Source organism: Tardiphaga sp. 813_E8_N1_3, assembly GCF_051811025.1.
Classification (GTDB): Bacteria; Pseudomonadota; Alphaproteobacteria; order Rhizobiales; family Xanthobacteraceae; genus Tardiphaga.
The window spans coordinates 4077634-4102776 of the sequence record NZ_JBPWQE010000001.1 but is presented as its reverse complement, the minus strand read 5'-3'; the positions used below and the strand labels follow the sequence as shown (position 1 = coordinate 4102776).

24 protein-coding genes are annotated in these 25143 nt (G+C 62.1%); 12 read left to right on the top strand and 12 right to left on the bottom strand.

All coding sequences use genetic code 11. The features are described 5' to 3' along the window. Nucleotides 1-3 precede the first annotated feature (3 nt). Nucleotides 4-195 (bottom strand): hypothetical protein, encoded by a 192-nt coding sequence (locus AB8A33_RS19355; RefSeq protein ID WP_439094203.1) that lies wholly within the window; start codon nucleotides 193-195, stop codon nucleotides 4-6. A 532-nt stretch (nucleotides 196-727) separates the two neighbouring features. Here AB8A33_RS19355 and AB8A33_RS19350 point away from each other — a divergent pair. The 3 genes from AB8A33_RS19350 (at nucleotide 728) to AB8A33_RS19340 (ending at nucleotide 3804) form a co-directional block, all read left to right on the top strand. Beyond that, a complete protein-coding gene (locus AB8A33_RS19350) occupies nucleotides 728-1495 on the top strand; it encodes a sugar transferase (protein ID WP_439094202.1) in 768 nt (255 codons plus the stop codon). A gap of 126 nt (nucleotides 1496-1621) precedes the next feature. After that, on the top strand, nucleotides 1622-2413 hold the full coding sequence (locus tag AB8A33_RS19345) for an FkbM family methyltransferase (RefSeq protein WP_439094201.1): 792 nt from the start codon (nucleotides 1622-1624) through the stop codon (nucleotides 2411-2413). 71 nt (nucleotides 2414-2484) lie between these two features. After that, complete coding sequence (locus tag AB8A33_RS19340; protein ID WP_439094200.1) at nucleotides 2485-3804, top strand: UDP-glucose dehydrogenase family protein; 1320 nt, start codon at nucleotides 2485-2487, stop codon at nucleotides 3802-3804. Nucleotides 3805-3843: 39 nt separating this feature from the next. On the opposite strand, the gene AB8A33_RS19335 is transcribed toward AB8A33_RS19340, so the two are convergent. Beyond that, nucleotides 3844-4305 (bottom strand): hypothetical protein, encoded by a 462-nt coding sequence (locus AB8A33_RS19335; protein ID WP_439094199.1) that lies wholly within the window; start codon nucleotides 4303-4305, stop codon nucleotides 3844-3846. Between the two features lie 257 nt (nucleotides 4306-4562). Between AB8A33_RS19335 and AB8A33_RS19330 the strand changes: the two genes are divergently transcribed. The 5 genes from AB8A33_RS19330 to AB8A33_RS19310 all read left to right on the top strand — a co-directional run bounded on the left by AB8A33_RS19330 (nucleotide 4563) and on the right by AB8A33_RS19310 (nucleotide 9478). Then, nucleotides 4563-4823 carry a hypothetical protein gene (locus tag AB8A33_RS19330; RefSeq protein ID WP_141137206.1) on the top strand — a complete coding sequence of 87 codons (261 nt, stop codon included), beginning with the start codon at nucleotides 4563-4565 and terminating at the stop codon, nucleotides 4821-4823. A gap of 307 nt (nucleotides 4824-5130) precedes the next feature. Further along, nucleotides 5131-5367, top strand: coding sequence for a DUF6719 family protein (locus AB8A33_RS19325; protein ID WP_439094198.1), 237 nt, complete (start codon nucleotides 5131-5133; stop codon nucleotides 5365-5367). A 346-nt stretch (nucleotides 5368-5713) separates the two neighbouring features. After that, nucleotides 5714-6712: a phosphotransferase gene (locus AB8A33_RS19320; RefSeq protein ID WP_439094197.1), complete on the top strand. Its 999-nt coding sequence runs from the start codon at nucleotides 5714-5716 to the stop codon at nucleotides 6710-6712. 41 nt (nucleotides 6713-6753) lie between these two features. After that, a complete protein-coding gene (locus AB8A33_RS19315) occupies nucleotides 6754-8097 on the top strand; it encodes an aspartate aminotransferase family protein (protein ID WP_439094196.1) in 1344 nt (447 codons plus the stop codon). A gap of 1 nt (nucleotide 8098) precedes the next feature. Further along, on the top strand, nucleotides 8099-9478 hold the full coding sequence (locus AB8A33_RS19310; RefSeq protein ID WP_439094195.1) for a M20 family metallopeptidase: 1380 nt from the start codon (nucleotides 8099-8101) through the stop codon (nucleotides 9476-9478). Nucleotides 9479-9632: 154 nt separating this feature from the next. On the opposite strand, the gene AB8A33_RS19305 is transcribed toward AB8A33_RS19310, so the two are convergent. After that, the gene (locus AB8A33_RS19305) at nucleotides 9633-10490 is read right to left on the bottom strand and encodes a VOC family protein (RefSeq protein ID WP_439094194.1); all 858 of its coding nucleotides are present in this window, start codon (nucleotides 10488-10490) and stop codon (nucleotides 9633-9635) included. A gap of 123 nt (nucleotides 10491-10613) precedes the next feature. On the opposite strand from AB8A33_RS19305, the gene AB8A33_RS19300 reads away from it, so the two are divergent. After that, nucleotides 10614-11918, top strand: coding sequence for an NAD(P)/FAD-dependent oxidoreductase (locus AB8A33_RS19300; RefSeq protein WP_439095982.1), 1305 nt, complete (start codon nucleotides 10614-10616; stop codon nucleotides 11916-11918). On the opposite strand, the gene AB8A33_RS19295 is transcribed toward AB8A33_RS19300, so the two are convergent. From AB8A33_RS19295 to AB8A33_RS19280, 4 genes are read right to left on the bottom strand one after another with little or no spacing between them, the layout of a single operon-like run. Then, complete coding sequence (locus tag AB8A33_RS19295) at nucleotides 11915-13549, bottom strand: ABC transporter ATP-binding protein (RefSeq protein WP_439094193.1); 1635 nt, start codon at nucleotides 13547-13549, stop codon at nucleotides 11915-11917. The two genes, AB8A33_RS19300 and AB8A33_RS19295, sit on opposite strands and share 4 nt — an antisense overlap. Beyond that, a complete protein-coding gene (locus AB8A33_RS19290; protein ID WP_439094192.1) occupies nucleotides 13546-14376 on the bottom strand; it encodes an ABC transporter permease in 831 nt (276 codons plus the stop codon). Before AB8A33_RS19290 ends, AB8A33_RS19295 begins: the two co-directional genes overlap by 4 nt. Before the next feature lie 2 nt (nucleotides 14377-14378). After that, on the bottom strand, nucleotides 14379-15356 hold the full coding sequence (locus AB8A33_RS19285) for an ABC transporter permease (RefSeq protein WP_439094191.1): 978 nt from the start codon (nucleotides 15354-15356) through the stop codon (nucleotides 14379-14381). A gap of 24 nt (nucleotides 15357-15380) precedes the next feature. Further along, nucleotides 15381-16994 (bottom strand): ABC transporter substrate-binding protein, encoded by a 1614-nt coding sequence (locus tag AB8A33_RS19280; protein WP_439094190.1) that lies wholly within the window; start codon nucleotides 16992-16994, stop codon nucleotides 15381-15383. A gap of 300 nt (nucleotides 16995-17294) precedes the next feature. Between AB8A33_RS19280 and AB8A33_RS19275 the strand changes: the two genes are divergently transcribed. Beyond that, nucleotides 17295-18224 carry an N-carbamoyl-D-amino-acid hydrolase gene (locus tag AB8A33_RS19275; RefSeq protein WP_439094189.1) on the top strand — a complete coding sequence of 310 codons (930 nt, stop codon included), beginning with the start codon at nucleotides 17295-17297 and terminating at the stop codon, nucleotides 18222-18224. Nucleotides 18225-18411: 187 nt separating this feature from the next. Here AB8A33_RS19275 and AB8A33_RS19270 read toward each other — a convergent pair whose 3' ends face one another. Then, on the bottom strand, nucleotides 18412-19071 hold the full coding sequence (locus tag AB8A33_RS19270; protein ID WP_439094188.1) for an aspartate/glutamate racemase family protein: 660 nt from the start codon (nucleotides 19069-19071) through the stop codon (nucleotides 18412-18414). 87 nt (nucleotides 19072-19158) lie between these two features. On the opposite strand from AB8A33_RS19270, the gene hydA reads away from it, so the two are divergent. Next, on the top strand, nucleotides 19159-20625 hold the full coding sequence (gene hydA / locus AB8A33_RS19265) for a dihydropyrimidinase (protein WP_439094187.1): 1467 nt from the start codon (nucleotides 19159-19161) through the stop codon (nucleotides 20623-20625). Beyond that, nucleotides 20625-21740, top strand: coding sequence for a DSD1 family PLP-dependent enzyme (locus AB8A33_RS19260; protein WP_439094186.1), 1116 nt, complete (start codon nucleotides 20625-20627; stop codon nucleotides 21738-21740). The genes hydA and AB8A33_RS19260 overlap by 1 nt, the downstream gene beginning before the upstream one ends. 155 nt (nucleotides 21741-21895) lie before the next feature. Here AB8A33_RS19260 and AB8A33_RS19255 read toward each other — a convergent pair whose 3' ends face one another. Genes AB8A33_RS19255 through AB8A33_RS19240 form a run of 4 tightly spaced genes read right to left on the bottom strand, consistent with a single transcriptional unit; the run spans nucleotide 21896 to nucleotide 25066 of the window. Further along, the gene (locus AB8A33_RS19255) at nucleotides 21896-22603 is read right to left on the bottom strand and encodes an ABC transporter ATP-binding protein (RefSeq protein WP_439094185.1); all 708 of its coding nucleotides are present in this window, start codon (nucleotides 22601-22603) and stop codon (nucleotides 21896-21898) included. Then, nucleotides 22603-23355, bottom strand: coding sequence for an ABC transporter ATP-binding protein (locus AB8A33_RS19250; RefSeq protein ID WP_439094184.1), 753 nt, complete (start codon nucleotides 23353-23355; stop codon nucleotides 22603-22605). The genes AB8A33_RS19255 and AB8A33_RS19250 overlap by 1 nt, the downstream gene beginning before the upstream one ends. After that, nucleotides 23352-24188, bottom strand: a complete 837-nt coding sequence (locus AB8A33_RS19245; protein ID WP_175366874.1) for a branched-chain amino acid ABC transporter permease — start codon at nucleotides 24186-24188, stop codon at nucleotides 23352-23354. Before AB8A33_RS19245 ends, AB8A33_RS19250 begins: the two co-directional genes overlap by 4 nt. Next, nucleotides 24188-25066 carry a branched-chain amino acid ABC transporter permease gene (locus tag AB8A33_RS19240; protein WP_439094183.1) on the bottom strand — a complete coding sequence of 293 codons (879 nt, stop codon included), beginning with the start codon at nucleotides 25064-25066 and terminating at the stop codon, nucleotides 24188-24190. The genes AB8A33_RS19245 and AB8A33_RS19240 overlap by 1 nt, the downstream gene beginning before the upstream one ends. Nucleotides 25067-25143 lie beyond the last annotated feature (77 nt).

Here is a 25143-nt window from a genome sequence, read left to right as displayed (position 1 = left end):
AGCTCAGAAGAAAATGATGCGAACGGCGACGATCACAACGACCCAGACGGCCGCGTTGATAAGAAGAAGTCTGTTTCGCAGTTTGCGGCCAGATGCGTTACGCACATCGCTGGCAGAAATATCCACAGGGTTGGAGATCGCCGCCTTATCCACGGCGATCGCACGCGGGGGAAATGAAATGTCCCCTGTAGTCATCTGAGGTGTTCGTCGAGCGACCATGGCGATGCCGAAATATCTGGCGGAGTGAGCAGTCTCAGTGCGCAACATAATGGGCGCGCTTTAGTATCGAGTGAAAAATCAAGCTCGAATCGATTGCCGCTTGGTGGCGATTTGTTAATTGCGGAGATCATGCACCCGATCTCGCAGCGACGCGATGCAATTCATCGATCTGCGCCGTGTAATTATTTTGCATGGCTGCTGTGAGCGAGATGCAGCGCAATAGACGTACAAAACGATCTAAGCGCTTCCGTGCACAAAGAATTTTGCGCGCCGCACAATTATATCAATATTGCGACTGCGTAATGTTACACGCCAATACCGTTTTGCCGCCCTAATTCGTTCGCACAGTTAAGAAATCTTCAGGGATGAAGGTTCTTGCTGATCGACGAAGATGGTTTCGCAATTGCGAATGTTCGTCGAAGGGAAGGGTTCTGAATTCGCATGCCTGCCACATAGGCATGTTTCTGTTTGATTATCGCGCACCAAAGTTCCAGCAGGGAGCGAGAGCATGGCCTCTACAGTTTCAGTTGGTTTTGATCGCAACAAGGTGACGCCGCTCTGGAAGGAGCGGCAGTTCATTTCAGTGCGGCCGGTCGAGTTTGCCGGCCACGGGTCCTATCGCAACAGCGCCTATCGCAGCCGCCGGACGAACCGGGTTGCCCGGTGTGAGCCGTCGGAGTCGATTGCCAAGCGATTGTTCGACATTGCGGCCGCAGGCTCGGCCCTGCTGTTTCTTGCGCCGCTGCTGATCACCATCGCAATCATCATCAAGGCGACCTCGCCGGGGCCGGTGTTCTTCACCCAGTATCGCTACGGCTACCGCAACCGGTTCTTCAAGATCTACAAGTTCCGCTCGATGCGCACTGATGCCGGCGACAAGCGCGGCATTCAGCAGACGGTCGAAGGCGACGCCCGGGTGACGCGGATCGGCAAGCTGCTGCGCAAGACCAGCCTTGACGAAATTCCGCAACTTATCAACGTGCTCAAGGGCGATATGTCTCTGGTTGGGCCGCGGCCCCATGTACCGGGCATGCTGGCCGCCAACGTGCTCTACGAAGATCTCGTGCCGTATTACTTTACGCGTCACAGCGCACGGCCCGGCATCACCGGCCTAGCCCAGGTGAGCGGCTGCCGCGGCAGCACCGTGGAGGCGCCACGGGCGATCTCGCGCATCGATTACGACCTCGAATATATCGAGAAATGGTCGATGCGTATGGACATCATGATCATCGTGCAGACCGTCCGGCGCGAATTCCTCTCCGGTAATGCCTTCTGATGCCCACGACTGATTGAGCGGCGGCATCGATCACACCACACATTGCAGACATTGCGCTGGCGGACCCCCGTCCGGCGCCCGGAATTGTTTTGCCTTGAAACCAGCCTCGAACGAAGGGTGACAGCCATGACTGCGACGCAACGGACCAAGCAGCTCCTGAAAGATGCCTTCCCGTCGATGTATCTGCGCTGGCGCTTCATGAAGCGTCCCAAATCGGCGGAGCGTGAACTGGCCTATCTCGACAAGATCGTGCCGCAGGGTGCTGTCACGGTGGATGTCGGCGCCAATTGCGGTCTCTACACCCAGCAGCTGGCGCGGCTGTCCGGTCAGGTCCATGCGTTCGAGCCGTCGCATGAGATGGCCGATCTGCTGCGGCGTACCTCGGCGTCTAATGTCCGCATTCATGAAGTGGCTCTTTCGGATCATGAAGGCGATGCCGAGCTCTACACACCGCAAGGCGAGGATGGTCTTGTTTACGGGCGGGCATCGCTCGAACAGCAATATGAGCCGTCGGTGAAGCAACTGATCACGACGCATGTTCCATTGGCGCGTCTCGATGGTGTCGTACGCGAGGACGTGTCCTTCGTGAAGGTGGACGTCGAGGGGCACGAATTGAGTGTCTTGCAGGGGGCCGTCGGCCTGATCGACCGGTGCCAGCCAGTCTTCCTTGTCGAGGCAGAGGATCGCCACCGCGCCGAGGCGACCCGCTCGGTGTTCGATTTCTTTCGCGATAAATCGTATCGCGGCTTCTTCCTCCAGGACGACGAGGTGATCTCCATCGATCATTTCAACGCCGGGGAAATGCAGGACAGCGATGCGCTGCTGCCCAATGGTGGCCGCAAACCCGGGCAAGCTTACGTCAACAACTTCTTTTTCTTTCCGCAGCATCTCGACGGCGAGTTGATCCTCAACAGCTGAGGCGCATGCGGAATTCTCGGGGGATGTCCGGGTCGTTCTGACCGCGGACTGTTTACAAGACAGGACATGCAATGCGAATTGCCATGATTGGCGCTGGCTATGTGGGGCTCGTGTCGGGGGCGTGCTTTTCGGACTTCGGCCATCACGTCACCTGCGTCGATACGGATCAGGGAAAGATCGATGCGCTGAACAACGGTGAGATTCCGATCCATGAGCCCGGTCTCGATGCGCTGGTCGCGAGCAATGCCAAGCAGGGGCGGCTGAAATTCGTTACCGACGTCGCATCTGCTGTCGGTGCGGCCGAGGTGGTGTTCATCGCCGTCGGCACGCCATCGCGGCGCGGTGACGGCCATGCGGACCTGTCCTATGTCTATGCAGCGGCGCGCGAGATCGCGAAGGCCATCAAGAAGTTCACCGTGGTGGTCAACAAGTCGACGGTGCCGGTCGGTTCCGGCGACGAGGTCGAGCGCATCATTCGCGAGGAGAACCCGGACGCCGAATTCGCCGTGGTCTCGAATCCGGAGTTCCTGCGCGAAGGCGCTGCTATCAGAGACTTCAAACATCCCGACCGTATCGTCATCGGTTCCAGCGACCAGCGTGCCAAGGACGTCATGGCGGAAGTCTACCGGCCGCTGCATCTCAACTCGTCGCCGATCATGTATACGGATCGCCGCACGGCCGAACTGACCAAATACGCCGCTAACTCGTTCCTGGCGACCAAGGTCGCCTTCATCAACGAGATCGCCGATCTCGCGGAAAAAGTCGGTGCCAATGTGCAGGAAGTCGCGCGGGGCATCGGCCTCGACAACCGGATCGGCCTGAAATTCCTGCACGCTGGACCGGGCTATGGCGGCTCGTGTTTTCCGAAGGACACGCTGGCACTGATCAAGACGGGACAGGATTACGAAGCGCCGCTGCGCATCGTTGAGACCGTGGTCGCCGTCAACGACCAGCGCAAGCGCGCCATGGCGCGCAAGGTCGCCCACGCCTTCGGCGGCAATCTGCGCGGCAAGTCCATCGCCATTCTCGGCGTGACCTTCAAGCCCAACACCGATGACATGCGCGACGCGCCATCGATCCCGCTGATCACGGCATTACAGGATATGGGCGCAGAGGTGCGGGTCTACGATCCCGTGGGCATGGAGCAGGCGAAGAAGGTGTTTGAAAACGTCACCTTTTGTGAGGGGCCATATGAATGCGCCCGCGGCTGCCATGCCATGGTCATCGTCACCGAATGGGAGCAGTTCCGCGCGCTCGATCTCAAGGAGATGGCGGCCATCATGGCCTGTCCGGTGATCATCGATCTCCGCAACATCTATTCGCCGGATGAAGTGACGCGGAACGGCTTTCTTTATAGCGGCATCGGGCGGCCGCAAGCAGTGGCTTACTAGCTCGCGCATCTGCGCAGATACGGGGAGGCGCGCAGTGTCTTACTGTGTCGCTTCCTCCGTCGTACCGGGCGCAGTCGCATGTTCGCTTCGCGGTGTCGTGGAGGTGTCGTTATAGCTTTCAGTCTGATAGATCGATTCCAGGTCGCTGCCGCCGAGATACCAGCTTCCAAGGAAATATGTGGCGCCGATGATGGCTGCGGCCATCACGAGGCCGCGGCCGACTGAGAAGACGATATCGGCCTTCGTGACTTTATGCGGAGCGATCTTGTCCATGAAGGCGTCCCTATGGGGCATGCCGCTATCCTGCAACGGCGTGGTCCAGTTGGTGCTCAGGAATTCGAGCGCAAGCAACAGCGCAATCAATCCCGGACAGTGTAGCGTTATCGACCTGACATGTCTGCTGGAAATGCCGAGATCGTCGAGTAGCAGAGAACCGATTGAATAAGCGAATAATGCGGCGCTCAGACCGCAGATCGCCAGAATCACAATCACTTTCGGCATCCGCCCCATTTGCGAACATCGCCAATGCGGCTCATTCGTTCAACCGTCACAATTGCAACAATTCAAGCCAGAATGTCGGAATACCGAACACAGGCGCGTGAGCACGAGCTTTCTCCCGTGGAACCTGAGGATGACGCGAGAGTGACGATGCGTTGCTGGAGTACCGAGGTTATGATCGCACTATGAGACAAACTACATTTATACTGGCGCTTGCCACCGTGATCGCGTCGCCGATCTATGCGAACGAAATCGATCAGATGGCGAACAATCTGGAAACAAGCTGTTCGAACCACTTTCGCAAGCGGCCGAACAAACCTTCGAGCGATTCCAAAAAGTTCTGCAGCTGTTTTGCCGGAACCTTTACATCGACCATCTCGCTGCGGGAACTCGATGCCGCCAATGGGGTGGTAACATCGGAAATTCAGGAGCAATTCGAGCGCGCTGCGGAGTTCTGCGGCCGCGACGTGGCGCCGTCCGTCGCGCAAGCGGGCAGGGCATGGATCATGGAATCCAACTGACCGGCGAATCCCGGCGATCATTGTCGGCTGTTGCCCTGACTCACTGTCGCCTCATTTGACCGCAAGTCTTTGCTTGCTGGCAAAGTGGGACACATCTTGCGCCGGCATTTGGGGACTGCTCATTGACTGACTCTCGTTTCAAGGCGCAAGTGGCGTCTCGCATGCCTATGCTCCGATTCAAGGAGTCGAAGCTCAGGCAAAAGGTCGGTTCCGCCGTCGAAGCGGTTTCGATTGCATGCGCCCATATTCTTGCGATCGCGGCCCTGGTGATAATCGGCGGTCTCGTCATCTATGTGAGATAATCGTCGTGCGTACTATTCTACTTGGACTGTTCCTGACGGCCGTCGCCCAGCCGTGTTTCGCGCAGAAATTTCTCTCCTTCGAACCTCTGATGATGGATCCGTATGCGACCGTGTTCGTCGACAACGGTTCGTGTTCGACGGGCAAGGTGCTGAAGGTGCAAGGTGCGCCCAACAACCAGCGTCGCAAGAAGAGCTGTGTGCCGATCAGCGATGTGCGGCCTGGTGCCGTCAAGGGCAAATAGCCAAGGCCACGCCCAACGGCGCTTACGCCGTTGTCCGCTGTATCGCCGGCCAGCCAGCGCCATAGGCGTAGATGGCGTCGCACGGATCGATGCGGCGCGTATGCGAAGTGGCTTCTGCGGAATCCGTGCCCAAATGGGCAGCAAAGGCAGAAAATACGGGCTTAATTCGTCGAAAATGCCCACATCCGCGCGGACGCCCTGACAAGCGGGAACAGCGTTGCTATGGTCGCGCGTACCGGCTGTGATATGCCGGGTTCCGAATCGAGATGGATCAGTTCAGGTGACATTTGAGCCTTCCGCGCGTCCGGGTGCAATGCAGGGCGGACTCGCGGCATCGTATATAAATATGACGGATGATGAGGCCGTCGACCTCGCCCGCGAGCGTTTTGGCATCGAAGGCCGGCCGACACGCTTTGCCACCGAGAAGGACGATACGTTCCGGATCGCGCCGACAAGCGGGCCGCGCTTTATCCTGAAGGTTGCGAACCCCATCGAAGATATTCCCGAGATTGATCTGCAGGTGCAGGTGCTTGATCACGTCGCGGCGCGTGCGCCCGATCTGCCGGTGCCGCGCGTCATTCTGAACGACAAGGGCGAGCGGCATTTCAACTATCTCGACCGCGCCGGCCAGCGCCGGCAGGTGCGGATGATGTCCTATCTCGAAGGCCAGCCTTTGAGCGAGGTGCCATCCACGGCCTCCGGTCGGGCGGAAATCGGCAAGCTGCTGGCGCGACTCCGCCTCGCACTGGCCGATTTCAGCCATCCGTCGGATTCCCGGGTTGTCGCATGGGACGTGAAGAACCTGCTGACGCTGCGCGATCTGCTGGCGGAAATCACCGATGCCGCACAGCGCCACAAGGTCGAGGCTGCACTGGAGCGCTTCGCCGCCATCGAAACCCGGCTCAAACAGTGCCGAATGCAGGTGCTGCACAATGATTTCACCCGCTCCAACATTGTCGTCGATGCGTCGCTGCCGGGTTTCGTCAGCGGCATCATCGATTTTGGCGATACGGTGCGCACGGCGATCGCCATCGATGCCTCGACGGCGATGCTCAACCAGCTCCCCGTCGCGATGAACGGCGATGTCTTTGCCGATGGTCGCGATCTCCTCAAAGGCTATCTCTCCATCGCCGATCTGACCGCGGAAGAACTCAGCCTCATTCCGCATCTGATCTTCTCCCGTTTGGCGACGCGCCTGCTGCTGTCCACGGCCATGGCCAACCGGGTGCCGTCCGTCGCCGCCTATGTCCTGCGCAACAATGAGCAGACCTGGGTGCAGATGGACTGGTTCATCGCCCGCTCGATGGACGAGATCTCCGATCAGTTGATCGACTTCGCCAGATAATCTTCGCCACATCCGACCCTGCTTCCAGAGGAAACAAGAACATGACCGCAGTCACCAGCGCCCCGCGCGGCAAGATGGTCAACGGCTTCGACCCCGCCACGGCAACCGGCCTCACCGAAGAGAGCCGCAAGCTCGTCGCGCGACGCAGCGATCTGCTCGGCCCGGCCTATCGTCTGTTTTACAGCGACCCCGTCGAGGTCGCGCGCGCCAAGGGCGTGCTGCTCTATGATTCAGAGGGCAACGAGTATCTCGACGCCTATAATAATGTGGTGTCGGTCGGCCACTGCCATCCGCGCGTCGTCGATGCGATCACGCAGCAGGCGCAGACCATCTGCACCCATACGCGTTACATCCAGAAGGGCATTCTCGATTACGCCGAGGACCTGCTCGGCACGTTCGATGGGCCGAAGCGCCATGCGATGTTCACCTGCACCGGCTCGGAAGCCAATGATCTCGCTGTCCGCATGGCCAAGCATCACACCGGCAATCAGGGCATCATCATCACCGAGGAGGCCTATCACGGCAATTCGGAGCTGACCGCCGGCTTCTCGCCGTCGCTCGGGCCGTATTCGCCGCTCGGCACCTTCGTGCGCCGCGTCCCCGCGCCGGATTCCTATCGCATTGCGCCTGAGAAGATCGGCGCATGGATGGCCGAGAAGGTTTCCGAGCAGATCGTCGACCTGCAGCGCCGCGGTGCCGGCGTTGCTGCCTTCATCGCGGATTCGATGTTCTCGTCAGATGGCATCTTCTCGCACCCGACCGACGTGCTGAAGCCGGTGCTCGATGTCGTGCACAAGGCCGGCGGCGTGTTCATCGCCGATGAAGTGCAGTCCGGCTTCGGCCGCAGCGGTGAAAAGCTCTGGGGTTATCAGCGTCACGGCGTCACGCCGGATATCATCACCATGGGCAAGCCGATGGGCAACGGCTACCCCGTTGCTGCTGCCGTGATGCTGCCGGAGATCGTCGAGAAATTCGGCCGCGATAACCGCTATTTCAATACGTTCGGCGGCAACACCGTCGCGATGGCGGCCGCACAGGCTGTGCTGAATGTCATTCGCGACGAGAAGCTCGTCGAGAATTCGCTCCGTGTCGGCAAGATCCTGCGGGACGGCTTCCATGCGCTGGCAAAGAAATATGAGCAGATCGGCGACGTCCGTGGTTCGGGCCTCTATGTGGGCGTTGAACTCGTGAAGGATCGCAGCACCAAGGAGCCGGATGCCGCCGCCGCGTCGGCTGTGGTCAATGGTCTCCGCGCGCGCCGCGTGCTCATCTCGGCCACCGGCCCTCATGCGAACGTGCTCAAGGTCCGCCCGCCGCTGGTGTTTACCGAAGCGAACGCAGATCGCCTCCTCACCGAGGCCGAAGCTGTGATGGCGTCGCTCTGATATGACGCGGGCGGATGCCATCGCGCGGGTCAACGCGCAATTCACCTCGGGTGACTTCCTTGCCACGCTCGATCGTATGGTGGGCTATAAGACCGAGAGCCAAAGCGACAAGCGCGCCGATGATCTGCGCGCCTATCTCGAACAGGAATTGACGCCGACCTTCACGGCGCTCGGCTTCAAGACCAAGCTGGTCCGGTCACCGAGCGGCAAGGGACCGTGTCTGTTCGCCGACTATCGCGAGAGCGCGGATCTGCCGACCGTGCTGATGTATGGCCACGGCGATGTGGTCGGCGGTATGGAAGGCGAGTGGCGCGACGGTCTCGATCCATGGTGCTGCACGACGGTTGGCCAGCGCGTCTATGGCCGCGGCACCGCTGACAACAAAGGGCAGCACGCGATCAACATCGCGGCTCTCCGCGCGGTGCATGAGGCGCGTGGCGGCAAGCTTGGTTTTAATGTGAAGTTCATCATCGAGATGGGGGAAGAGATCGGCTCGCCCGATCTTCCGACAATCTGTGATGCGCATCGCGACGAGCTGAAGGCCGACCTGTTTCTCGCCTCCGACGGCCCCCGTCTCTCGGCCGAGCGGCCGACGATTTTTCTCGGCTGCCGTGGCGGCCGCCGCATCCATCTCGATATCGAACTGCGTGACGGCGCGCATCATTCTGGCAATTGGGGTGGGCTACTCGCGAATTCAGCGACGATCCTCGCGTCGGCGATCGCGACGCTGGTCGACAGGAACGGCCGTATCCTGCTCGATGCACTGAAGCCGCCGCGCATTTCCAATCAGGTGCGCGCGGCGCTGGCGGATGTGATCGTCGCGCCATCCGCCGATGAACCCGCTTTGTCCGAGAACTGGGGCGAAGACGGATTGTCGCCGGCGGAACGGCTCTATGCCTGGAACACGCTGGAAGTGCTGGCGATCAATGCCGGCAATATCAACAATCCCGCCAATGCCATTCCCGGCAAGGCAAGCGCGGTGCTGCAGCTGCGCTTCGTCGTCGGCACCGATATCGAGAATGTCGTACCCGCCATTCAGAAGCATCTCGCTGAAAACGGCTTCGCTGATATCAAGGTGAGCCAGTCGCAATATTTCTCGGCTTCGCGCACCGATATCGACAATCCATGGGTGGGCTGGGCCGTCGAATCCGTTCGCAAGACCACGGGTAGCGCGCCGGCGCTGCTGCCGAATTTCGGCGGCTCGCTGCCGAATGACGTGTTCACGGATATTCTGGGGCTTCCCACCGTGTGGGTGCCGCATTCCTATCCCGGCTGCTCGCAGCACGCACCCGATGAACACATTCTCCTGCCGGTGACGGAAGAAGCGCTGAACATCATGGCGGGGCTGTTCTGGGATCTGGGTGAGAAGGGGAAGGCGTAGTAGCCACCCTCACTGTCATTCCGGGGCGCGTTCGGTCTTCCGAACGCGAACCCGGAATCCCGATATGGCTTGGTGCTATAGGTGACTTAGCACTACGAGATTCCGGGTTCGCGACCGCTAAGTGGCGCTCGCGCCCCGGAATGACGAGTGGAGATCAATCCTTCACAAACGTCAGCAGCACGCCGTTGCCCTTGCTCGGCGGCACGACGACGCCGACGTCGCTGCGGCCGCCGGCTGAACCCACAGCTTTCTCGGCTGCTGCAATGTCCGCCACGCCGAACACCAGCGAAATGCCGCCGCGGTCGGGAATGCCGGCGAGCGATGTGCCAGGGAAGTGTTTCGCAAGCACGTCCTTGGTGACGAACACGAAGTCCGCGCGGTCACCGCCCGATGGCACGGTCACGGCACCGTCGGTCTCTGTCTTCACCGCGCCGTCGATCAGCTTCGCCATATGCTGAGCGTCCTTCTCCGGCTCCGGCGTGACGATGAACACCTTCTTCAGGCGCTTGGCCGTGTTGGCATGCACCTGCAGCTCGGGAATCCACACGGTCTCGCGGGTCTTGTGCTGGCAGGCGAAGATGCGGAGGCCGCCGGGGGCTTCCTCATAAGGCCACTGATAGGTGGCGAATTTCGCCGCGCTCAGCGTGCCGTCCGGCATCGTCACCGGACGTTCGAAATCGGTCGGGCCGATCGGCGTGTAGCCGCGTGCGCGGATTTCCTCGGCGCCGACGGTCGCGTCGGTGGTGGTGAAGGCGATGCGCTCGATGCCGTCGCCGCGCCTGGCGAGAAACGCCCGCGTCGGCGCATTGTGCTCGGTCTCGTTGAGTACGCCGAGCAGCTCCACATAATCCGGGCCGAGCATCATGGTGTAATTGCCGGAGCCCATCTTGGCGCTGTGGGTGCCGCGCGGCGACACCGTAAAGCCGAGCGACTTCCAGTTCGCGGCGGCAGCGTCGAGGTCCTTGACGACGACCACGGCGTGGTCGATTCCAACGATGTTTTTCAGCGTCACGTGCTCATTACCTTGCAATGGATCAGGCGCGTAAACTATGCAGAATACAGGGGTGCCGCAAGAGAACGGTTATGTTCGGTTGCGCGGCGCAAGGCATGATTGATGCTGCAGAAAGGCGTGATGATGGATACCGCAAATGTGCCCTGGCCGAAGTCGCTCTGGGCCGGCGTCACGCCTCCGGGGCCAGACCTGCCCGAGCTGAAAGGTCCTGTCGAAGCTGATGTGGTCGTGATCGGTGGCGGTTTCACGGGGCTCTCAACGGCGCTACATCTGCGCGAGGCTGGCGTGGATGTTGCGGTTGTCGAGGCGATGGAGCCGGGCTGGGGCGCGTCGGGGCGCAACAACGGTCAGGTGATCCCGACGCTGTCGCGGCCTGATCCCGAAGATATCATTAAGCGTTATGGCGCGGCCGGCGAACGTCTCGTCGGTCTGATCCGTGACAGCGCCTCGATCCTGTTCGATCTCACGCGCCGCTATCAGATCCAGGCCGAGGCCGAGCAGAACGGCTGGATCCAGCCGGTGCATTCGCCGGGCCGCATCAAGATCGCCGAGCGCCGCGTGCGGCAATGGTCCAAACACGGCGCGCCGGTGGAGTTGCTGTCGCGCGAGCAGATGCGCGGGCTGCTCGGATCGGATGCGTGGTTCGGCGGCTTCTGGAACAAGACCGGCGGCCATATCAATCCGCTGGCACTGGCGCGCGGTCTTGCGCGCGTGGTGCTGGAGCAGCGCGGTCGCATCTATGCGCGCTCGCCGGTAGAGAGTTATGAGCGCAAGGGCGATCGCTGGATCGTCAAGACGAAGAACGGGCAGGTCAGCGCGCGCAGCCTGATCGTTGCCACCAATGCCTATACCGGGGAGTTCTCCAAACAACTCTCGCCCGGCATCGCGAGTGAAGTGATGCCGGTGCTGTCATGGCAGATGGCGACACAGCCGCTGTCGGACGAGGCACGCAAGACCATCATCCCCGGTCGTCAGTCCATGTCCGATACCCATGGCGAGCTGTATTTCGCGCGTTACGACGCGCGCAATCGTCTGGTCACCGGCGGCAATGTGGTCGGGCTCGGCGACAAGACGGAGCGGCTGAAAGTCATGGTCGCCGAGCGGTTGAAACGGCTGTGGCCGCAGATCGGCGATGTCCAGTTCGACTATGTCTGGAACGGTTATGTCGGCATGACCACGGATTTCCTGCCGCGTATGCACAGACTCGGGCCCAATGCCTATGGCTGGACCGGCTGCAACGGCCGCGGCGTCGCGCTGTCGGTGGCGCTCGGCGATGAATTCTCGAAGGTGGTGCGCGGCGTGCCAGAGAGCGAGCTGGCGCTGCCGTTTTCCGAACCGGTCCCGATCGCAGCGCACGGGCTGATGCGCCTGCTCGCCCCCTTCATGCTGCTGGTCTATCGGCGGCGCGATGCGAAGGAGATGGCTTAAGCCGTCACCGGCGTTCTGCTCCGCGCAAAATCGCCGCCGGGGATCGAGGCCAGCAGCGCCTGCGTATAGGCGTGCTGCGGATTACCGAACACCTCGCCGGCCAGCCCGTGCTCGACGACTTCGCCGTCCTTCATCACGGCCACGAGATCGCAGATTTGCGCGGCAACGCGCAGATCATGCGTGATGAAGACGATGGAGAGCCCGAGCCGCTCGCGCAACTCGTGCAGCATCTTCAGCACCTGCGCCTGCACGGAGACGTCGAGCGCGGAGACAGCTTCATCCGCCACCAGCACGTCCGGCTTCAACGCCAGTGCACGCGCAAGGCCGATGCGCTGGCGCTGGCCGCCGGAAAATTCGTGCGGGAAACGATCGATGGCCGAGGGATCTAGGCCTACCAGCCTGAACAGTTCCTTCGCTTGCGCCATCGCCTCGGCGCGTGGCATGCCATGGACGATGGGACCTTGCGCCACGAGATCGCCGGCCTTGCGGCGCGGGTTCAGCGAGGCGAACGGGTCCTGAAACACCATCTGGATATGTCTGGTCTCGCGGCGGACCTCGTCACGGGAGAGCTTCGCCCAGTCCTTGCCTTCCAGCACGATGGATCCTCCATCGGGATCGATCAGCCTGATGATACAGCGGGCCAGTGTCGATTTGCCCGAACCTGACTCGCCGACAATGCCCAGCGTCGCACCACGCGGCAGTTTCAGGGAGACGGACTTCACCGCATGGGTCACGCGCACGCCGCGTCCGAGAAAGCCGCCGTTGCGATAGGTCTTCGAGACGTTGTCGAGCGTCAGGATGATGTCGTCGGACAGGCTGCGTGGCGGCGGCGCCGTCAGCGGTGGCACCGCGGCAATCAGTTGCTGCGTATAGGGATGCTGCGGATTGGTCAGCACGTCCTTCACCGCGCCCTGTTCGACCACATTGCCGTGCTGCATCACCACGACCCTGTCGGCAATCTCTGCAACCACGCCGAAATCGTGAGTGATGAACAGCACCGCGGTGTTCCTGCGGCTCTGCAGTTCCTTGATCAGCTTGAGGATCTGCGCCTGCGTGGTGACGTCGAGCGCGGTGGTCGGCTCGTCGGCGATCAGCAGACGCGGATCGAGCGCCAGCGCCATGGCGATCATCGCGCGCTGGCGCTGGCCGCCGGAGAGTTCGTGCGGATAGGCACGCGCGGCTTGCGCGGGATCGGGAATGTGCACATCCTGCAGCAAAGCCAGCACGCGTGCCTTGATGTCGGCCTTCGAGAGCTCGGTATGGATCTCGAACATCTCGCCGATCTGGTCGCCGATGGTGCGCAGCGGATTAAGTGCCGTCATCGGCTCCTGGAAGATCATCGCGATCCCGGCGCCGCGCACCTTGCGCATCTCGGTATTGCTGGCGCTGGCGAGGTCCTTGCCCTCGAACAGCACACGGCCGCCATCGATGGCGACTTCGCCGGGCAATAGCCGCATGATGGCATTGGCCATGACAGACTTGCCGGAGCCGCTCTCGCCGACCACGCAGACGATTTCGTTAGCAGCGATCGCCATTGAGACGCCGTTCAGCGCGTGCGAGCGGTCGGCGCCTTTCGGCAGCTTTACGCGGAGGCCGTCGACGGTGAGGATCGGATTGTCCACGGCGCTCATCGGCTCTTCAGTCTCGGATTGAGCGCGTCATTGAGGCCCTGGCCAACCAGCGACACCGCGAGCACGGTGAGCAGGATGGCGATGCCGGGGATCGCGGAGACGTACCACTGTACGCGCAGCACGTCGCGGCCGAGGCCGATCAGATTGCCCCATGACGCGACATTGGGATCGGACAGCCGCAGGAAAGCCAGCGCGCTTTCCAGCAGGATCGAGACGGCCATCACCACGCTGGCATAGACGATCACCGGCGGCAGCGCATTGGGCAGGATCTCACCAAGGATCAATTGAATGTCTTTCATCCCCAGTGTGCGTCCGGCCTGCACGAATTCGCGGCTGCGTAGCGACAGGAATTCTGCGCGTGTCAGCCGTGCCGGCGCCGGCCATGACACAATGCCGACCGCGATGGTCACGGTGGTGATGGTGGAGCCGAACACGGCGACGAGCACCAGCAACAGCACGAAATTCGGCAGCGTCTGGAAGGCTTCGGTGATGCGCATCAGCACCGTATCGACCCAACCGCCATAATAGCCGGCAAAGGCGCCGATCAGCACACCGATAACGACGGCGATCAGCGTCGCCACGCCGCCGATCAACAGCGAGATGCGCGCGCCGTAGAAAATCTGCGCGGCGATATCGCGGCCGGAATTATCGGTGCCGAGCAGAAAGCGCGGATTGGAGAACGGCCAGATCAGCGGCCGCCCGGCCAGCGCCAGCGGATCGCGCGGATAGATCCAGCTCGCGGTGATGGCCATGACGATGACCACCAGCAACAGCAGGAGGCCGACGACGGCGGCCGGGCTGCGGAAATAGCGTTTTACGGCATCCATCGTCAGCCCTCCGCTTGGATGCGCGGGTCGAGCCGGGCATAGAGAAGGTCGACGAGGAAGTTGACGAGGATCACCAGCAGCGCCGAGACGAAGACGATGCCGAGCAGCGTGTTCAGATCGCGCTGCACGACGGACTCGTAGGCGAGACGTCCGAGGCCCGGGAGGGAGAACACACTCTCCACCACGACCGAGCCGCCGAGCATGGTGCCGGCCTGCAGGCCGATCAGTGTCACCATCGGCAGCAGGGCGTTGCGTAGCACGTGTTTCACCACCACGCGGGTCTCGTCGAGGCCTTTGGCGCGCGCGGTGCGTACGAAATCGAGATTGAGCACTTCCAGCATCGAGGCGCGCATGATGCGCAAATAGATGGCGAGGAAGATCAGGCCCAGCGTGAGTGTCGGCAGGATCAGATGCAGCGCGATGTCGATGGTACGACCAAATCCGGCCTGTACGGCACCGATGTCCTCGAAGCCGCCAGCCGGCAACCACTGCAGATAGATCGAAAACACCACGATGGCCATCAGGCCGAACCAGAAGGACGGCGTCGCATAGAAGACGAGGCCGAGTGTGGAGATCAGCGTGTCCGGCCAGCGATTGACGCCGCGCGCGGCGACGACGCCGAGCAGCAGGCCGAAGAAAAAAGCGAAGGACAGCGATGCGGTCATCAAGAGGATCGTCGGCGGCAGCCGCTCGAGAATGACGGTGGAAACCGGCTTGCCGTAGATCGAGGAGAAGCCTAGATCGAGCCGGATCAGCCGCCACAGATAGTTGCCGAGCTGCATCGGAATCGAGAGGTCGAGGCCGTAGAATTTGCGCAGCTCGTGGGCCGTTGCGGCATCGCCGCCGCCCATCTGCGCCATCATGGCATCGACGGTGTCTCCCGGTGCGAATTGCAGCAGCAGGAACACGCCAATAAGAATCAGAAACAGGGTCGGGATCGAGGCGGCGAGCCGCCGCCCCGCAAGGCTCAGGATGCGCATCTGGCTATTGTGGCGAAGTTTGGCTCAGGCGGAAAGCCAAAGATCGTGCCAGCTCGACGATCCCCAGCGCGGCGTGTTGGAATGGTTACGCGCCTTGGCTGTGATCACCGTGACGAAGATCTGCTCGATCGGCATCCACACCGGCAGTTCGGTGTTGGCTTCCTTGACGAAGGTCGCATAGAGCGCCTTGCGCTTGACCGGATCGATCTCGGTGGCCGCGTCGTCGATCACCTTGTCGATGGCCTCGTTCTTCCAGTCCCACTGATTGGTCCAGGGCGCGCCCTTCGGCTGGCCCGAGCGATACCAGACCGTGGTCGAGACGGCGGGATCGTTGCGATACTGGTGCCAGCCGGTTGAGAGGTCGAAGGCGTGGTCGTCATAGACCTGCTTCAGGAAGCCACCGCCATCGTTGCGGACGATCTCGACGGGAATGCCGACTTCGCCCAGCGACTGCTGGATGAAGGTCGCCCACAGCGAGATGTCCTCGCCCCAGGGAGCGGGCAGGAGACGCAGCGAGAACCGGGTGCCTCCGGCACCCGGTTTGAAGCCGGCCTCGTCGAGCAGCGCGATCGCCTTCTTCTTGTCGTAGGGATATTGCGGCGTATCCGGACCCGGATAGAAGTCGGTGGAGACCGAGGGGATCGGGCCGGTGCCGAGCTTGGCGAAGTCGCCGAGGAAGTTCTCGATGAAGAACGGCACATTGATCGCATGCGCGATGGCGCGGCGCACGCGGATATCCGCCAGCTCCTTGCGGCGGAAGTTGAACTCGATGGTGTTGGTGCGCGCGTTGCCTTCATTGCCCTTGGTGGAGACGATGAAGCGCTTGTCCTTGCTGAGCCGTGCCGTGTCGGAAATCGTGAGACCCGTGAACGGGCTGTACTGGATGTCGCCGGCTTCCATCTGCGCCGCCGCGGCTGCGCGGTCGGTGACGACTTTCCAGACGATGCGATCGAGATAGGGCGCATTCGGACGCCAGTAGTTCTCGTTGCGCTCGGCGATGATGTATTGGCCGCGCTCGTATTTGACGAACTTGAACGGGCCGGTGCCGACGGGCGCGAGGTTGGTGGGGTTCTGGCGGATGTCGCTGCTGCCCTCATAGAGGTGCTTGGCGGAGATATAGCCGAGGTCCGGCAGCGCGCGCAGCAGCAGGCCGAGCGGCATCGGGCGCTCATATTTGAAGATCGCGGTCTGCGCGTCGGGCGTGTCGACGGCCGTGAGGAAGAGCTGCAGGGTCGATCCGTAATTGAGGATCTTCTTCCACATGTTCATGGCAGTGAATTGGACGTCGGCCGAGGTGAATGGCTTGCCGTCATGCCAGGTCACGCCCTTGCGCAACTTGAAGGTGATGGTCTTGCCGTCTGGTGTGGATTCCCAGCTCTCCGCGAGCACGCCGACCGGCTGACCATTGGCGTCGAGATCGACCAACGCTTCCTGGATCTTGCCGCCGATAATGTAGACGCCGGTGGAGGCCTGAATGCTGGGGTTGAGCTGACGCTGTTCTGCACCGTAATGGACATTGAACACGCCGCCCTTGCGGGGCGTTTCCTGCGCGAAGGCGCGCAGCGGGTTCGCGACATTGGCGGCAATGGCGGCGGAGGTCAGCAGTGCCGTGCGGCGCGTCATTTCCAGGCGGGTCATGGTGTCGAAGTCTCCTGCGTCGGGCCTGCGCAGATGGAACCAGCGCATAGCCCGCGCAACCTACGGCACAAGGCCGGAGGGAGTCATTCTCTAATCCGGCGAGGGAGGGAGAATTCTTGCAGAACCAAGGTGTTCCCTGGCATGAATGCTGCGCCCGATTGTTAGGCAGGCAAGCTTTCGGACTAAGCAATTCCGGGTTTTTCCACGGGGTTGATCGCCCTCCCATTCGGCTCGAAGCCAGGGCCGGGACCTGATACAAGCCCTGATCGATGTCTTGACCACTCCAATCCGGATGATCCCATGCGCAAGCTGACCGTTGCCGCCGCCCAATTGGGCCCGATCCAGAAAGCCGAAAGCCGCGAGGCGGTGGTCAAGCGCATGCTGGCGCTGCTGGATGAGGCCAAGGGAAAGGGCGCCGATCTCGTCGTCTATCCCGAGCTTGCGCTGACCACGTTTTTCCCGCGCTGGTACATGACCGACCAGACCGAGGTCGACACCTGGTTCGAGTCCGAAATGCCGAATGCTGCGACGCAGCCGCTATTCGATGCCGCCGCCAACGCCGGCATCGCGCTGTCGATCGGATACGCCGAACTGACGCCGGACGGTCATCACTTCAACACCCAGATCCTCACCGACAAGACCGGCAAGATCATCGGCAAATATCGCAAGGTGCATCTGCCCGGCCATGTCGAATTCGACACCGAGCGCGCGTTCCAGCATCTCGAGAAGCGTTATTTCGAACCCGGCGATCTCGGCTTTCCGGTGTTCCGCGGACTCGGTGGCATCTTCGGCATGATGGTCTGCAATGATCGTCGCTGGCCGGAATCCTATCGCGTGATGGGCCTGCAGGGCGTCGAGATGATCGTGCTCGGCTACAACACGCCGTCGGTGAATTCGCAGAAGTCGGTCGAGGGTCCGGAGCAGCGCCTGTTCCACAACCGCCTGTCGGTGCAGGCCGGCGCCTATCAGAACTCGACCTTCGTCGTCGCCGTCGCCAAGGCTGGCGATGAAGACGGTCATCCCCTGATCGGCGGTTCGCTGATCGTGGATCCCAATGGCGTCATTCTCGCCGAAGCCAAGACCGAAGGCGATGAGCTGCTGGTGTGCACTGTCGATCTCGATGACACGAAGTTCGGCAAGGACACCATCTTCGACTTCAAGCGCCACCGGCGCATCGAGCACTATGGGCGGATCACCAGCCAGACCGGTGTGGTGTTGCCGCCAGAGTAGCATCAAACTCGATTGTCGTCCCCGCCTAGCACGCCGAAGGCGTGCGCGGGGCGGGGACCCATAGACACCGAATTTGCGGTTGAAGTCCTGTGGTTGAGATCACGCTTCAATTAGAACGTTGGAGGTTATGGATCCCCGCCTTCGCGGGGATGACAGCTGATAGGATGTGCCCGTTTCCACTCGAATCCTACTGAAACATCACCGTGCCGATCGCCATGCTCACGGCGGCCTGCGTCGGATCGATCACCGGAATGCCGAGCGCATCCTCGAGCGCGCTGCGATGACGCGACATGCCGGCGCAGCCCATCACCACGGCATTGGCGCCGTCTTCGTCCTTCAACTGGCGGCCGACCTTGATCATGCGCGCCAGCGTGTCGTCGCCGGAGGCTGCTTCCGCCACAGTCATGTTGAGCGGACGTTCGCCAGCGAACCGATCCATCAGGCACATCTGACGGAGATAACGCATATGCCGGCCGATCGAGCCCTGCGCCACCGCGATGACGCCGAAGCGGTCGCCGCGTGACAGCGCCGTCAGTACGCCGGATTCGGCGATGCCGAATACCGGACGCTGCGTCGCCTCGCGGCAAACATGCAGGCCGGGATCGGAATAGCAGGCGATGACGAAGGCATCGGCGGAATTGTCCGCGGCCACCAGCCGGCTCAGCGGTATCGTGACGCTTTCGAGATCGGCCTGCGTCTGCACGCCCAATGGTCCTTCCGCCAGCGTGACGCATTCAATCTCGGGCCCGGCGTCGAACATCACCGGTTGCAACGCCTCCGCGAGGTTGCGCGTCACCTGCGGATTGCTGTTCGGATTGACCACCAGAATCTTCTTGCGGCGCTGCATATTCGGCTCCTTGTCAGGACAGCAGTATTACCGGAAAGTGCTGACCGTCAAAGCCTGTAAAATGTTCGAATATCTGGAGTTCTGCCCTTGTCCGATCCCGTCTACGATCTCGTGATCCGCGGTGGCACCGTCGCCACATCGAGCGATGTGTTTGCCGCCGATGTCGGTATTGCCGGTGAGACCATTGTGGCGCTGGGCAGCGGATTGGCCGCCGGCAAGACGGAGATCGATGCGACAGGCAAGCTGGTTCTGCCGGGCGGCGTCGATGCTCACGCCCATATCGAACAGCTCTCCGCCGCCGGCATCATGAATGCCGACACTTTCGAGAGCGCGACGCGCTCCGCGGCCTTCGGTGGCACCACCAGCGTGATCTCTTTTGCGGCCCAGCATGTGGGCATGGATGTGCAGGAGGTCGTCAGCGACTACACGGCGCTCGCCAAGAAGGGCGCGATGATCGACTACGCCTTCCACATCATCGTCTCGGATGTCACCGACAAGGTCATTGCCGAGGATATTCCCGCGCTGGTGAAGCAGGGGCATTCATCGATCAAGATTTTCATGACCTATGACCGGCTCAAGGTCGATGACGAGAAGTTGCTGGATATTCTCGCCGCTGCGCGCGAGGCGAAGGCGCTGGTCTGCGTTCACGCAGAGAACCACGGCGTCATCGCCTGGATGGTGAAGCGGCTGATCGACAGGGGCTACACCGCGCCGAAATACCACGCGATCAGCCATGCGCGTGTCTCGGAGTCCGAAGCCTTCACGCGGCTGATCGCCTTCAGCGAATTGCTTGATCAGCCGGTGATGATCTTCCACGTCTCGACACGCGAAGGCGCCGCCGTGATCCGTGAAGCGCGCGGCCGCGGCGTCAAGATTTTCGCCGAGACCTGTCCGCAATATCTGTTCCTCACCGCCGAGGATCTGGACAAGCCGGGCGCCGAGGGCGCGAAGTGGATGTGCAGCCCGCCGGCGCGCACCACGGACGATCAGGAAGCGCTGTGGCAGGCGCTGGCCCTCGGCGATCTGCAACTGATCTCGTCGGACCACGCGCCCTATCGCTATGACGAGACCGGCAAGCTGCGCGCCGGGCCGAACCCGACATTCAAGCAGATCGCCAACGGTCTGCCGGGCCTCGAAGTGCGCCTGCCGCTGCTGTTCGACGCGATGGTGTCGAAGGGGCGCCTCGGCCTGTCGAAATTCGTCGAGCTCACCTCGACCGCGCCGGCGCAGATCTACAATCTGCCGAAGAAGGGATCGATCGCCATCGGCAATGATGCCGACATCGCGATCTGGGACCCCGCGCGCAAGGTCACGCTCTCGGATGAGATGATGCACGACCTCACCGGCTTCTCGCCGTTCTCCGGGCGTACCGTCACCGGCTGGCCCGAGAAGGTGCTGTTGCGCGGCCGTGTCCTCGTCGATGGCGATACGTTCACCAACAAGCCGGGCGAGGGCCGTCTGATGCTGCGCGAGGGCGGCAAGGCCGCCACGCCATCCGGCAGGCTCGCTGCCGAGATGGACCCGGCAAAGAACTTCGGCGCGAAGCTGCTGTGATGCCAAACACGCTTGATCCCAATCTGCCGGGTTTCGCAGATATCCAGACGCCTGCTCTGGTGCTGGACGCCTCGGCCCTTCAGCGCAACATCACCGCAATGGCAGAGTTCGCTAGGGCAAACGGCATCGCCTTGCGCCCGCATGCCAAGACCCACAAATCGACGCGCATCGCGCAATTGCAGATCGAGGCCGGCGCTGTGGGTATTTCCTGCGCGACGGTGGCCGAGATCGAGGCCTTTGCGCAGGCTGGTATCACCGGGCTGTTGCTGACCACGCCGGTCGCCGACCGGCCGAAGCTCGCGCGTCTGGCCGCTGTCGCTGACCAATCCGACATCAGCATCGTCGTCGATCACGCCGACCAGATTCACGTGCTACACGAATTGCTCGATGCCGGCAGCCGTCCGCTACAGGTGCTGATCGATGTCGATGTCGGCCAGCGCCGCACCGGCGTGGTCGATACGGCATCGACACTCGCGCTCGCGCAACTGATCGAAGCCACGCCGGGCATGGCATTCGGCGGCATCCAGGGCTTTGCGGGTCATGTGCAGCACATGATCGACTCGCAGGAGCGCAGGGCAGGTGCTGCGCGCGTGCGCGCCATGCTCGATGAGCATCTGCACGTGCTGGCGGAAGCCGGCATCAAGGCGGAGATCGTCACTGGCAGCGGCACGGGTGCCTGCGCCTATGATGCAACGGGCACTTTCACCGAGTTGCAGGTCGGCTCCTATGTCTTCATGGATTCCGATTACGGCAAGTTGGAGCACGAGGGTGGTGCGCTGCCTTACGATCCAAGTCTGTTCATTCTCGCGACGGTCACGTCGGTGAATCGTGCCGGCGAATTCACCGTCGATGCCGGCGTGAAGGCGATGGCCTTCAACGGCCCGGTGCCGTCGCTGATGTTAGGTGTGCCGGAAGGTTCGACCTATCGTTTCGGCGGCGACGAGCACGGTATGATCACGATGCCATCAGGTGCGGAAGCGCCGAAACTCGGCAGTCGTGTGTTGCTGCTGACGACGCATTGCGATCCCACGGTGAATTTGCACGCGGACTATCAGGTGGTCGGGCACAATAACGGCGTCGAAACCTGGCCGGTGCTGGCAAGGTATGGAGCGTAGCCATACGCTCGTCATTCCGGGGCGCGAACGTAGTTCGCGAACCCGGAATCCCGGAGTGTTTGGCTCTACGGAGTTTGAACTATTTCGGGATTCCGGGTTCGCGTTCGGCTAGCGCCGCCCGCGCCCCGGAATGACGAGCGTGTGGCCCAAGTGCCTTAATGCGCCCCACCCAGAAACGCCTCCGACAATGTCGGATCGTTGATCAGCGCTTCCGCCGAACCTGAGGTCACCACGCGGCCCGTCTCCAGCAGATAGGCCCGGTCGACGATCTTCAGCGTCTGCCGCGCTTTCTGCTCCACCAGCAGCACCGTCAGCCCTTCGTCGCGGAACTGCGCGATCATGCTGAACAGGCTCGCCGTCATCAGCGGGGCCAGGCCGAGCGAGGGCTCGTCGAGCAGCAGCAGCTTTGGCTTCGATAGCAGCGCACGGCCGATGGCCAGCATCTGCTGTTCGCCGCCGGAGAGAAGACTGGCGAGACCGTCGCGGCGCTTGCCGAGGATCGGGAAGCGTTCCAGCATCTTACCGACATCGGCCATCGCCGCAGACTTGTCGCGGCGCGTGTAGATGCCCATCAGCAGATTCTCATGCACCGTCATGCGCGCGAGAATGCCGCGGCCTTCCGGCACCAGCGCGATGCCGCGGCGGAGATTCTTTTCGGCCGCATTCGGCACGAGCTTCTCACCCTGATAGGTGATCTCGCCCTGGAACGGCAGCAATCCCGCAATGGACCGTGCAATCGTGCTCTTGCCGGCGCCATTGGCGCCGAGCAGCGCGACGATCTCGCCTTTCTTGATCTCCAGATCGACGCCGCGCACTGCGGTGATGGCGCCGTAGCGGACTTCCAGGCCCTTGATCGTGAGCATCAGTCGTCCTTTCCGAGATAGGCGTCGAGGACGACAGGGTTGGCGCGTACTTCCTCGGGTTTGCCTTCGGCGATCAGCACGCCGAAATCGAGGACATAGAGATAGTCGCAGAGACGCATCACGAAATTCATGTCGTGTTCGATCAGGAGAATGGTGAGGCCGGTGTCGCGCAGCCGGATCATCAGCGCGCGAATCTCCTCGGCCTCGTCATGGTTCATGCCGGCGACGGGTTCATCCAGCAGCAGCAGCTTCGGTTTGGCGGTGACGGCGCGCGCCATCTCCACCTTGCGCTGGATGCCGTAGGGCAGCGATTTCGCCGGGCGATCGCGCAGTTCGGTGAGACCGAAGAACGCCATCACTTCCTCGGCGCGTTCCTGCGCGGCCGGATTGGCCCAGGAGATCGGCAGCAGACGCCGCCACGCGCTTTCGCTATGCGGCTGCGCCACCAGCAGATGTTCCCACACTGTCATGCTGCCGAACAGCCGGATGTTCTGGAAGGTGCGGGCGATGCCCTCGCGCACGATGCGATAGGACGGCCACTGCGTGACGTCGACGCCTTTGAGTTTCACTTCGCCGGCATCGGCGCGATAGGCGCCGGTGATGGTGTTGAACAAAGTCGTCTTGCCGGCGCCGTTCGGGCCGATCACGCCGACGATCTTGCCTTCCGGCACTTCGCAGACCATGCCGGACAGCGCGTGGATGCCGCCGAACGTCTTGGTGACGCCGGTGAGTTGAAGCAGCGCGTTGCTCATGCCGCAGCCCTCCGAAAGGTGAGCGTTCGGATCAGCGAACGATCGAGGATGCCCTGCCGCCGTACCAGCAGCACGACGATCAGCAGCGTGCCGAACGCGGCGAGGCGCCAGTCGGCGATCGGGCGCAGGAATTCAGGCAGGAACACCAGAAGGAGAGAGCCGACCAGCGATCCCGGTCCGACGGTGGAGCCGCCGAGGATCACAGCCAGCACGAATTCGATCGAGCGATCGAAGCCGAAATTCGCCGGCTCGATATAGACGTTGTGATGCGCGAACAATCCGCCGGAGATCGCGGCCACGGCGGCGCCGACACCGAAGGCGCCGATCTTCGTCACCGTGGTGTTGAGGCCGATCAGGCCCGCGGCCGTCTCGTCGTCATGGACCGCCTGCATTTCCAGCCAGACGCGCGAGCGCTCCAGCAGCATCACCGCGATCAGGATGCCGCCGGCCCACAGCCAGACATAGCCGACCGAGATGTGCTGCATGCCGCGATAGCCGCCGGAGCCACCCATCGCGTCGAAATTGAGGAAGAAGCTGCGCACCATTTCGCCGAAGCCGACGGTGGCCATGGCGAGATAGATGCCCTTCAGCCGCAGCGCGGGGAAGGCAACGATCGCGCCGATGATGCCGGCCGCGATCGCCGAGATCACCAGGGCCAGCGTCAGCGGCACGTTCAGCGCGACGGTGAGATACGACGACAGATACGCGCCGATTCCCATGAAGGCGCCATTGCCGAGTGAGAGCTGGCCGGTGGCGAGGATGATATAGACGCTGAGTGCGCCGAGCAGGAGGATGCCGGACTCGGCGAGCAGGCTTGCGTAATAGGTCGACATCAGACGCGCTGCCCCTGATCGGATCGCGCGCCGCCAAGCAGGCCCTGCGGACGCAGCAACAAAATCAAAATCATGAAGCCGTAGACGACGAAGTCGCGGACCTGAGAGCCGCCATAAGCGACAGTCAGCACTTCGGCGATGCCGATCAAGGGACCCGCGACCAGTGCGCCCCAGATCTGGCGCGTGCCGCCGATCACCATCACGGCGATGGCCTTGAGGCCGATCTCGACGCCGAGATAGGGCGTGATGGTGCCGTAATGCAGCGCGATCAACACGCCGGCGACGCCGGCGAGCGAGCCCGACAGGATGAAGGCCAGCATGGTCAGGCGGTCCGCGGAGACGCCCAGAATGCGCGCGACTTCGCGATTCTCGGCCACGGCGCGCAACGCGCGGCCCATCGGGGTCTTCTGCACGATATAGGCAACCAGCGCGACCAGCACGACGGTGGCGACGAGCACGATCAGCTGCATCTCGCCGATATTGACCGGGCCGAGCGCGTATTGCTTGCCGAAATATTCGTCGGGGAGCTGGGCAGGATCCGAGCCCCAGATGTTGGTGGCGACGTTCTGCAGGATGATCGAGAAACCCAGCGTCGACAGCATCGGTGTCACCAGCGGCGCGTCGCGCAGTGGCTGGTAGCCGATCTTCTCGATGGCGATGGCGATCACGGCTGAGCCGAGCATGCCGCCGAGCACGGCGACCGGAAGTGGGAAGCCTGCGGTAATCAGCGTGAAGCCGAGATAGCCGCCGATCATGAAGAGTTCGGCAATCGCGAGATTGAGAATGCCGAGAATGCCCATCACGAGCGAGAACGACAGCGCGAGAAGCGTGTAGACCGCTCCGAGCGTCAGTCCGTTGACGAGTTGCTGTATCAGCATGGGGATTGCAATCGTTAAATCAGGTCGTCGTCATCATGACTGCGGCCGGGAGGACTTCCCGGCCGCAGCGGCGTGGA

What these genes read in the sequence shown, in the direction of transcription:
- AB8A33_RS19345 (WP_439094201.1), top strand. Translation starts at nt 1,622, where the DNA reads ATGACTGCGACGCAACGGACCAAGCAGCTCCTGAAAGATGCCTTCCCG.
- AB8A33_RS19315 (WP_439094196.1), top strand. Translation starts at nt 6,754, where the DNA reads ATGACCGCAGTCACCAGCGCCCCGCGCGGCAAGATGGTCAACGGCTTC.
- AB8A33_RS19245 (WP_175366874.1), bottom strand. Translation starts at nt 24,188, where the DNA reads ATGTCGACCTATTACGCAAGCCTGCTCGCCGAGTCCGGCATCCTCCTG.
- AB8A33_RS19340 (WP_439094200.1), top strand. Translation starts at nt 2,485, where the DNA reads ATGCGAATTGCCATGATTGGCGCTGGCTATGTGGGGCTCGTGTCGGGG.
- AB8A33_RS19250 (WP_439094184.1), bottom strand. Translation starts at nt 23,355, where the DNA reads ATGAGCAACGCGCTGCTTCAACTCACCGGCGTCACCAAGACGTTCGGC.
- AB8A33_RS19335 (WP_439094199.1), bottom strand. Translation starts at nt 4,305, where the DNA reads ATGCCGAAAGTGATTGTGATTCTGGCGATCTGCGGTCTGAGCGCCGCA.
- AB8A33_RS19240 (WP_439094183.1), bottom strand. Translation starts at nt 25,066, where the DNA reads ATGCTGATACAGCAACTCGTCAACGGACTGACGCTCGGAGCGGTCTAC.
- AB8A33_RS19310 (WP_439094195.1), top strand. Translation starts at nt 8,099, where the DNA reads ATGACGCGGGCGGATGCCATCGCGCGGGTCAACGCGCAATTCACCTCG.
- AB8A33_RS19270 (WP_439094188.1), bottom strand. Translation starts at nt 19,071, where the DNA reads ATGCAGCGCCGCAAGAAGATTCTGGTGGTCAATCCGAACAGCAATCCG.
- AB8A33_RS19275 (WP_439094189.1), top strand. Translation starts at nt 17,295, where the DNA reads ATGCGCAAGCTGACCGTTGCCGCCGCCCAATTGGGCCCGATCCAGAAA.
- AB8A33_RS19280 (WP_439094190.1), bottom strand. Translation starts at nt 16,994, where the DNA reads ATGACCCGCCTGGAAATGACGCGCCGCACGGCACTGCTGACCTCCGCC.
- AB8A33_RS19355 (WP_439094203.1), bottom strand. Translation starts at nt 195, where the DNA reads ATGACTACAGGGGACATTTCATTTCCCCCGCGTGCGATCGCCGTGGAT.
- AB8A33_RS19295 (WP_439094193.1), bottom strand. Translation starts at nt 13,549, where the DNA reads ATGAGCGCCGTGGACAATCCGATCCTCACCGTCGACGGCCTCCGCGTA.
- AB8A33_RS19260 (WP_439094186.1), top strand. Translation starts at nt 20,625, where the DNA reads ATGCCAAACACGCTTGATCCCAATCTGCCGGGTTTCGCAGATATCCAG.
- AB8A33_RS19300 (WP_439095982.1), top strand. Translation starts at nt 10,614, where the DNA reads ATGGATACCGCAAATGTGCCCTGGCCGAAGTCGCTCTGGGCCGGCGTC.
- AB8A33_RS19350 (WP_439094202.1), top strand. Translation starts at nt 728, where the DNA reads ATGGCCTCTACAGTTTCAGTTGGTTTTGATCGCAACAAGGTGACGCCG.
- AB8A33_RS19285 (WP_439094191.1), bottom strand. Translation starts at nt 15,356, where the DNA reads ATGCGCATCCTGAGCCTTGCGGGGCGGCGGCTCGCCGCCTCGATCCCG.
- AB8A33_RS19330 (WP_141137206.1), top strand. Translation starts at nt 4,563, where the DNA reads ATGGCGAACAATCTGGAAACAAGCTGTTCGAACCACTTTCGCAAGCGG.
- AB8A33_RS19255 (WP_439094185.1), bottom strand. Translation starts at nt 22,603, where the DNA reads ATGCTCACGATCAAGGGCCTGGAAGTCCGCTACGGCGCCATCACCGCA.
- AB8A33_RS19320 (WP_439094197.1), top strand. Translation starts at nt 5,714, where the DNA reads ATGACGGATGATGAGGCCGTCGACCTCGCCCGCGAGCGTTTTGGCATC.
- AB8A33_RS19290 (WP_439094192.1), bottom strand. Translation starts at nt 14,376, where the DNA reads ATGGATGCCGTAAAACGCTATTTCCGCAGCCCGGCCGCCGTCGTCGGC.